The organism is Stenotrophomonas sp. SrG, from assembly GCF_050031795.1.
Taxonomy (GTDB): Bacteria; Pseudomonadota; Gammaproteobacteria; order Xanthomonadales; family Xanthomonadaceae; genus Stenotrophomonas; species Stenotrophomonas rhizophila_A.
Map to the genome: position 1 here is coordinate 1 of NZ_JBNBBE010000245.1, position 274 is coordinate 274.

General features: G+C 66.1%; 1 protein-coding gene. It reads right to left on the reverse strand.

Translation table 11 applies throughout. From position 1 onward, the window contains the following. Window positions 1-274 (reverse strand): EAL domain-containing protein (locus ACQG3P_RS19700; protein WP_426805984.1); only part of this gene is annotated, 274 nt, incomplete at both ends.

Below are 274 nucleotides of genomic sequence, written 5' to 3' on the forward strand. Positions count from 1 at the left end.
GGTGGTACCCCTGCAGCAGGTCGCAGCCGAGTTCGTTGAGGTAGTCCCGCTGCCCGGCGGTTTCCACGCCCTCGGCCACGATCTGCTGCTGCAGCGAACGCCCCAGCGCCACGGTCGAGGACACGATCGCCGCATCTTCCGCGTGGTCTTCCAGGTCGCGCACGAACGCGCGGTCGAGCTTCAGTTCGGTCGCCGGCATGCGCTTGAGGTCCAGCAGGCTCGAATAGCCCGAGCCGAAATCATCAATGGAAAGCTGCACCCCCATCGCGGTCAG